The sequence below is a fragment of the Pirellulales bacterium genome (assembly GCA_036490175.1).
Lineage (GTDB): Bacteria > Planctomycetota > Planctomycetia > Pirellulales > JACPPG01 > JACPPG01.
In genome coordinates this window covers 48,838-56,834 of the sequence record DASXEJ010000144.1, presented here as the reverse complement: position 1 = coordinate 56,834, position 7,997 = coordinate 48,838, and the positions used below count along the sequence as shown (strand labels likewise).

Here is a 7,997-nt window from a genome sequence, read left to right as displayed (position 1 = left end):
TGAGGTGGTCGCTGGCCAGTCGCCTAGTCCCAGTCGGGGACAGTGACGACGACATGCGACTGCGGAAGTATACCACTCTCGACCGGCAGTGGGCAAGGCGGGGGCCGAATTGCCAGGACTTCGTCAGTTGAGTGTCAGTTGAGTCCAGACTCGCATAGACACATCCGTCGCACGATCAGGTCGCAACGGTTGAGAATTAATGCTGCGTCAATGAAAGGGTCCTCGGCATCGCACCGCCATCATATGCGGTCTCTACACCGCTCCTATGATGACCCAAAGGCCTACATCGTTCTTCATATGCGCACAAATTCGGACCCAGGGCGCTTGATTGGAGCCCGGCATTAGGCACAGCTGGTATAATCCGCCCGGGCGATCCCATTTCAGCAGGCGCATTTCGCTCGCCAGGTCGCCGCAAATGGCTCTGCTGCTTGTACTTTCTTGCTCGACCGTAGGCACGCTGGTACAGTGGAATGTGTGGGCCGTTTCGGCCCATTAATGAGGTGCGGCCTGTCCGCGACGCCGGCCAAATCACGTCTGTTGTCGCTGAAAGTGATCGTGGGCGACCGCACTCGGACAGAGGGACTTGCTCATGGCGGATTCGGACTCCTTGCCGTTGCAAGGACCGCCCCTGCCCGCGCCTCCGGTGCGCGGTTACGCTGAGCCTCCGTCCGTACCTCAGCCGGGCTACGTTCACAGCCCGCCAGCCACGTCCCTCGTGCCTTCCCAGCAAGTGTCGGGTGGTACGTCTGCCGCGGACGCACAGGCGAGCACAGGCCCGGATAAAGGCAATGTTTGGTTATCGATTCCTGTCGGCGTCACCAGCCCAGGCAGCCTGCCTGTCGGACCGCCGCCTGCGCCTCCTGTGGTGCCTATGCCGCGCGGCGCGAATGGCAGCGTAGCACCTGTGCGGGCGGCCTCGCCCTCACCGCCACGCGTAGGGGCAAATCCACGTGCCTCGATGCAGCAAGTTACAGTTGCCGAAGTCCACATTTCTCAAGGGGCCAATTCGCGGACCGCAGCGCCGAGCGGCGCTGCGGATCCTGCGGGCACTCGTACGAATCCAACAGCGGCCCAGGCTCCGCTCGTGCCCACGGCGCGTCCGGCGGCCGGCGTCATCCCGCCTGAAACCGGACGTCGAAAGGATGATAAGACCTCTGATGATTCCTTCGAGGACTTGGCCTACCGGGCAGCGCCACCGTGGCTGGTAAGCGCCCTAGTCCATATGTTGATGTTGATCATCCTAGGTTTGATTTTTGCGGCGCCACGCATGAATCTGGGCCGCGACTCGTTCGAGATCGATCCGATCTATTCCGATCGACTAGGAGACCAACTGCTCGACCCGACGATCGATTCGGGCACAACCGCCCCGGATCATGCCGACAAGATGATGATCACGCCCACGGATCTCAATTCGGTCGAGGATCCTTTTGCCGCGCCCAAACAGCCAGAGATCTCGCTCGACGGCTCGTCGGCCGCGGCGGCGCTAATGGCGCCGACGATTGGCTTAGCACTTTCCGGGCGGCAGGAAGGAAGCCGACAATCGCTACTGGGGCGCTATGGCGGTAACACAATCACGGAGGGGGGCGTCCAGGGCGGGCTGGCCTTCCTCGCCCGGCAGCAAAGGCCCGACGGATCATGGAGCCTGAAGGGCCCGTACAGCGGCGGCGCCTACAATGAGAACGTCGAAGCCGCGACAGCCATGGCGCTGTTGGCATTTCAGGGGCACGGCAACACGCATAATTCCGGGCAGTACAAGAAGAATGTTGCTAACGGAATTAAGTACCTACTGAGTGTGCAGGCACCTGACGGCAACTTCTATCAAGGGAACCGCCAGGACTGGTTGTATACACATGCCCAGTGCACGATCGCCGTCTGCGAGTTGTACGGCATGACCAAAGATTCGCACTTGCGTCTGGTGGCCGAAAAGGCCGTGCAGTTTTGTGTAGAGGCGCAAGATTCTCTTGGCGGCTGGCGCTATCGGCCGCGCATGGACAGCGACACCTCGGTAACCGGCTGGATGGTAATGGCCCTGCAGAGCGCGCGGATGGCCGGCCTGGACGTGCCCAAAGAGACACTTGATCGCGTCGGCACGTATCTCGACAAGGTAACGACCGACGGAGTCCTGTATGGCTACCAGGTCGGCCAGCATCCAGATCCCGTGATGACGGCCGAAGCGCTGCTCTGCCGACAGTATCTAGGTTGGACCCAGTACGACCCGAAGCTAGTGGCTGGCGTCGAATACCTTGGCAGCCATCTCCCCACCTGGTTAGAGCGCGACGTCTACTACTGGTATTACGGCACGCAGGTCATGCATCACTTCGGCGGCGATCATTGGAAGCGCTGGAACGATGCGCTAGCCCATATGCTCGTCGAAAATCAGGAGAAGAACGGACCAGAGAAGGGAAGCTGGGACCCGAAGGGCAAGAGTCCAGATGCCTGGGCCGTGCGTGATCAGGGAGGACGGCTGTACGTGACCTGCTTGTCGCTCTACATGCTCGAAATCTACTATCGCCACATGCCGCTGTATCCGCAGGGCGTGCAGTGAAGAGAATGATGCGTGCCCAATGATGACTGATGAGTGGCCGAGGCGCGTTCTTATGGCGCGCAGTCGTTATTAATCAATTTGCCCTCATCATCTATCATTTCTCTCAGAGCTCTCGCGTCCCTCAGAACTCTCGCGGGCCTTGAGTGCGTGGCAACTCTTCGTCTAGCAACAGACCCGGTCGCGGCCTGGGCGCCGCTGAGGTATCTGCGGCTGGGGCCAACAGCGCGTGGGCCAATTCGTCACTGCCGGTCATGAGCTGGAGCGCCGTTTGCAACTCCCGTTCGGCTTCCGTCGCACGGCCGAGGTACCCGTAATGGTAGCCCAGCAGAAAGTGACCGGCTCCGACGTCTGGATGCAGGCGGACATAACTTTCTAGCGCACGCAGGCGGGCAGTGTATTCCTCCGGCGAGCGAAAATAGTCGCGCCGTTTGACGATGGGCCGGCCCCATTCCTCACGCGGCAAGACCCGTAACGCCACGTGCAGCGATTCGGCCGCCTTGCCGTAATCGGCCAGACCGAACATCGCCTGGGCGCGGAGCAGCCACACGTCGCCATCGTCCGGCGTCTCTGTCAACAGCGGATCGAGCTCAACCAGCACTTGGGCATAATTCGCCTCACGTAGCGCCGCGACGGCACGTTGGAGAAAATCGCCCAGGTTCGCAACCGGTCGATAAATGTAACCATTAGGCCCAGTCGGAATGATCTGATGACCCAGGGGCTGGGGATACCCTAGATTTGGCGCCGGCGGGCCGAAGACCGAAACGAACGGGAACGCATAGAACGACAGTTGGGGCACCGGCGATATGGCCGCGGAGGAGCCCAGCCCAAGGCGAATCGCCGGATCGGTGCGCCCGATTCGCTCAACAGCGGCTTGTCCGCCGCTGCGAACCTGTGCCGGCGATGCAGCGGCAGACTGTGCCGTCGCCTGCGCTGCGGACATGCCAACTATCACCGCACCACAGACCACTGCGTTGACACCCGGGAAGCTGCTCCACGAGAAAGCGAACCGCGTCATCGGCAGGAACTCCTTCGGCCTCGCATCGCTGCGATGCCTAAATTGACACCGGCCCTCGCTGTCAATCCTCGCAAAATGCCGCCAGTGCGGCAAGCAAATTGCGCGGCTGAGGGCATAGAGCTTATGAAACGAAAGCAGCCGACCGCGAACGGTCGGCTGCTTTCTTAAAGACTCGTCAGAATCGGCTGCCTGACGCGCTTCCCGAAAGAAGCATCAGCAGCCCGTCGGCTGATGCGTCAGACGAGCCACCTCTGGAATGGACTACACATATAGGGACCACCTCCTTCCTCTAGAGCCTCCCCGCTGGACTGCCGATTCCAGAACCGGCTTCTCGGCGGGCCTCTAGTCCGGTCGGGACCACGTTAGCCCACGACACCTGCGACCAGTGCATACTATGCAAACGCCCTCAAAAGGGTCAAGCAAATTCTCGCTGTTGGCTGGTCTAACCCGACGCAGTCAAGGTACGAATTCAGCCTGCTAACCCGACAGAACAATCGACACCGGTCGGGCATATCAGGTTCGCACAAAGGTCATTCGCTTGCCCGGGGGAGGAGTCTCACTCGGCCGGCGCCTCGGCCAGAGCCTTGCGATAGGCCTGCCGCGCCACCTCATAAGCCGCGGCGGCCGCGGGCTGCTCGCTTTCGCGCGTATTGCGCACCTTTTGCTTCCAGCACACGTCGACCGCATCGAGGCACCACTGCGCGCTGCGACGACTGGCACAAATCGGCTTTTTGTCGACTTCGACAAACACAGGATTTGTATGCGCCGCGGCGAAGACGCGCAGGGCGATCCAACAAGACGCTTGCGGGACGTAATCGAATTGCAAATCGGCGATGTGACCGTCGGCCTCGATTTCGCGTGTTTCGACGACGCGACCGTTAACAATCAACTCGACCGGTACTTTGCGCGATTCACCGACGCGAGCCCGCTCGACATGCCAATACGGCTTCTGATCAAGCTTGCGGCGGCGAATGTCATCGCGCGGCTTTTCTTCAAGCATCGCCGCGGCGCGGACGCGTATTGGCAATTTGTCGCCCGCCTTGACGGCCAACTTGCTGGCCCGGCCCCCGGCCCCAGGCTCGCCGACCCCGAGATCGTTGACAGTAAAGTCGAACAAATGCGCCAGCCCATCGGTGCAATAGCTGCGACCGTCGCGAATACCTAGGGCCCATTCGTCGTAATTGAGGGGTTGGTCGGCGCTCCCCTTCAGTTTGACATAGGCGCGGCCCAGCCCGACACGCTCGCCGTAGATACAGGGAAAGTCCGTCTCGCCACTGATGCGACACGTGTAGCCGCAGTTGAGTGTGTGATACCAGATGTTCATTTCCCATACGAACGGGGTGTCGACTGCGGAAATGAAGTCGCACGCATCGTGAACGACGTCCACGATGTACTCGTTCGCCCCGATGCCGTCGAAGGGGGGCATGTCGTAGGTGGGTAGCGTCGTTGCCGGAACTTGCAGTCCCCAGCCGCTGTGCGAGTAGCCAACGATGCCCCCCTGCTCTTTGCCCCACTTCAACACAGGCAGATCCCAACTGGGCCACTCTTCGATCTTGGTTGTGCCGGGATAATCGTCTTCCTTTAATCGCAGCAAGCACAGATGGCCGCAGTGCGAACTAGGGAACCCGGAAACTTCGACGTCATATCGCATCAAGTTGGTAGGAGTCGAGAGCGCGCTGACTTTGCCTTCGAAATACTGCTTCTGAAAATACCAGCACGGTCCCCACGACAATACGCAGCCGATATTCAGATCTTCGCCCTGAATATGCCGCATCATATCCTCGGGCTGCACTCCTTCGGCTGGCGATTCGTAGTGCGCGCAACCGGCGCTATGGACGTGATGATCGCCGGAATACCATCGGTGATCGGCCAGCTTGATCCACCGCTCAAGGCGAAAGCTTTCGCGATGCGTGGCTGCGTGCGGAACTTCGATCTCGCGAGTTAGAATCCGATACTCCGGCCCGCGTGAATAGGTCACCGTGAACTTACCGGGGGGCAGCAGCACAGTCTCGCCGCTGTGGCGATAAATCTGATCGTGGAAAAAGAGGTCCGGTGCCATGCGCCGCGCCCGAGACGGATAAACGCGCCCCAATTGGTCACGAAAGACGAATTGCCCGGTCGTCGGCTGGCCGTCGACATCCAAAACTTCCAACGCCACATGCACGGCAGGCTCACAATTAAAGAGGACGTTCAGCTCGTTGCGAAAGCCAAGATCTTGGGTTCCTTGCCCAACGTCGAACATCAGCTTTGCTTCGCGCTGGCCGACATCGCGACTGTAGAGTTCGATCAATCGATACTCGAGCGGCAAGCCCGACAATTCCTTGTTGAGAGGCTGAGAGGTGGTTAATTGCACATCGAGCCATCGCTCGCCGACATCCTGTGGAGTGATCGATTGGGGCGGCGCCGGATTGCCGCTAGAGGATTTGTGAAGTTTAGCAGCGTTGGGGCTGGTGACGCGCAGCGGGGCCGTAACGCCGGCTTCGTTGGCAACTTTGACGAGAAACACACGCCAGCCGTGTTGCACAAGATTCTTCTCAGCCTGCCCTGCGGCAACCTTGACGCGGCTTTCCGGATTGATCGTGACCCCCGCCAGGCAGAGCGGGTCCAGAACGGACTGAATCTCGGCCAGGCTCTTCTCCGCATCCTGCTCAGCGTAAGCCGTTTTGAGCGACTGTTGCTGCTCGGGCGTGAGCGGTGCTCCTGCCAACTCGAGTGCTTGAGCAACACGATCTACCTGCGCCCGAACTGGCTGCAACTCGACGCCGCTGACCAACGGCAGTGGCTCGACCGCGCTCACGGCCGTTGCCAACGCGACAACTGAAAGAATGCCCGCGGCGCGTAGCAGATACGTATTTCGATCGAAGCTCATTGACAGGTTCCTCACGGAGATATTGCGCAGCTACCGACCCGCGTTCGCTGGCCGGACATTGCTCCACAGCCATTTTGTACTCTGGCTGGCAAGCTTATGCCACTGTTGCGATACCTCGATAGTGAGCGGCCAAATACTGGGGCGTACGGGCCAGCACGAAGCGATCGAGCCGTTCGATCGATAGTCCGGCCGCGGTGATCAGGCGATCGATCGGACGATTTACGTGGCAACCGCCTGTGAAGAGGCCGTGTACGCGATCGAGCCGATCTTGCCAGCGTGCCACACGCGGATCGACGCTGAGGCCGTGTTCCAAAAACAAATAGCGGCCCGTCGGCTTCAATACGCGTCGTATTTCTCGAATTGCCGCCTCGACATCCGGGATCGTACACAGCGTCCATGTGCTGGCCACGCAGTCGAACCGACCAGCGTCGAAGGGGAGCGAGGCACCATCCCCTCGAGCCACGGTGATCGGCATCTTGGCCGCTCCGATGCGCTCGGCGACGCGAGTGTCGAGCATCGACACGGGATCGAGCAACGTGAGGCTCGTAATTCCGTCTGGATAACAGGCCAGGTTCAAACCGGTGCCGAAACCGATCTCGAGCACATCACCATGCGCCTCGGCCAGAGCCGTGGGGCGCTCGCGCATCACCTGCGGCTGGCTCATGGCGAATTCTAGCACCCGCGGCAAGATGAATCGTGAGTAGATTCCCATGAAAACACTCAACGCGTGCAGGCGCGACGGATAACGGACCGGTGCAGGCCGGCTTTTGATCGGCGAAACCGTGTGCGGCAATCTTAGACGAAGGCATGCGCAACCACCACCTTTGCAAAATCGACTGCAGCGCAAGGCTTCGCGCTAAATACCACGCGGGGCCGCGACGATCGAGAGGGGTGCGCTCGGCGGCGGCGAAGACGCCGGTTCAAGCGAACACAGATGGCCTCGACCTCGTCCCGACAAGCAGACTCGAAAAGAACATGGCCCGAGGGGGAACTGATCTGCCACAGGCCTGCAGGACAGTTGTGGGCAATTACATAGCCGGGCGTTGCAAACATTATTGACTCCTGAGAGGGGTGACCGCACGTCGAGGCGCGAATGTTGAAAGTTATTGAGGGGCATTTAGTGTCGAGAGGCTTTAGTTCCGTCCGGATGCCAAATGAGCGCCAGGAGGAGCGTTCGCATTGTCGGCCGGATTACCTAGCCAAGCCGCGCTGCCGCCGTCCTATTTGCGAACGGCATGCCAAGCATCTTGCCGGTCAAAAGATGCCAAACTCGGGATGTTTGGCAGGCTGGGAATGCGACGCGTCCTTCCCAGCTTACGTATAGACCGCCCCGCCTTGCCCCACGCTTTGTAGGATTGGAAAAGCAGCCGACCACGGACCAGTCCGGCCCCTCGACGTATCAGTTTGTTGTCAGAGGCCCAAATGCGGCCTGGTAATTGGGGGCTTTCTCCGATGATCTGAGGCGTCCTGGAGCACGGCATGACAAAGCCTCGCCCAGGCTCTAGAAGAAGGGGATCGGAAATCGGGCCAAAAATCATCAGGATTGGGGCCCGGATGGCCAACGGGGC

General features: G+C 60.2%; 4 protein-coding genes. 1 reads left to right on the top strand and 3 read right to left on the bottom strand.

The genetic code is table 11. From position 1 onward, the window contains the following. Positions 1-589: 589 nt before the first annotated feature. Positions 590-2,545, top strand: a complete 1,956-nt coding sequence (locus VGG64_11250) for a prenyltransferase/squalene oxidase repeat-containing protein (protein HEY1600173.1) — start codon at positions 590-592, stop codon at positions 2,543-2,545. A gap of 121 nt (positions 2,546-2,666) precedes the next feature. Here the strand turns inward: VGG64_11250 and VGG64_11245 are convergent, their stop codons facing one another. From VGG64_11245 to VGG64_11235, 3 genes are all read right to left on the bottom strand, one after another. Next, on the bottom strand, positions 2,667-3,560 hold the full coding sequence (locus VGG64_11245; protein HEY1600172.1) for a hypothetical protein: 894 nt from the start codon (positions 3,558-3,560) through the stop codon (positions 2,667-2,669). A gap of 556 nt (positions 3,561-4,116) precedes the next feature. Continuing rightward, positions 4,117-6,429 carry a CehA/McbA family metallohydrolase gene (locus VGG64_11240; protein HEY1600171.1) on the bottom strand — a complete coding sequence of 771 codons (2,313 nt, stop codon included), beginning with the start codon at positions 6,427-6,429 and terminating at the stop codon, positions 4,117-4,119. A gap of 94 nt (positions 6,430-6,523) precedes the next feature. Next, on the bottom strand, positions 6,524-7,141 hold the full coding sequence (locus VGG64_11235) for a class I SAM-dependent methyltransferase (protein ID HEY1600170.1): 618 nt from the start codon (positions 7,139-7,141) through the stop codon (positions 6,524-6,526). Positions 7,142-7,997 lie beyond the last annotated feature (856 nt).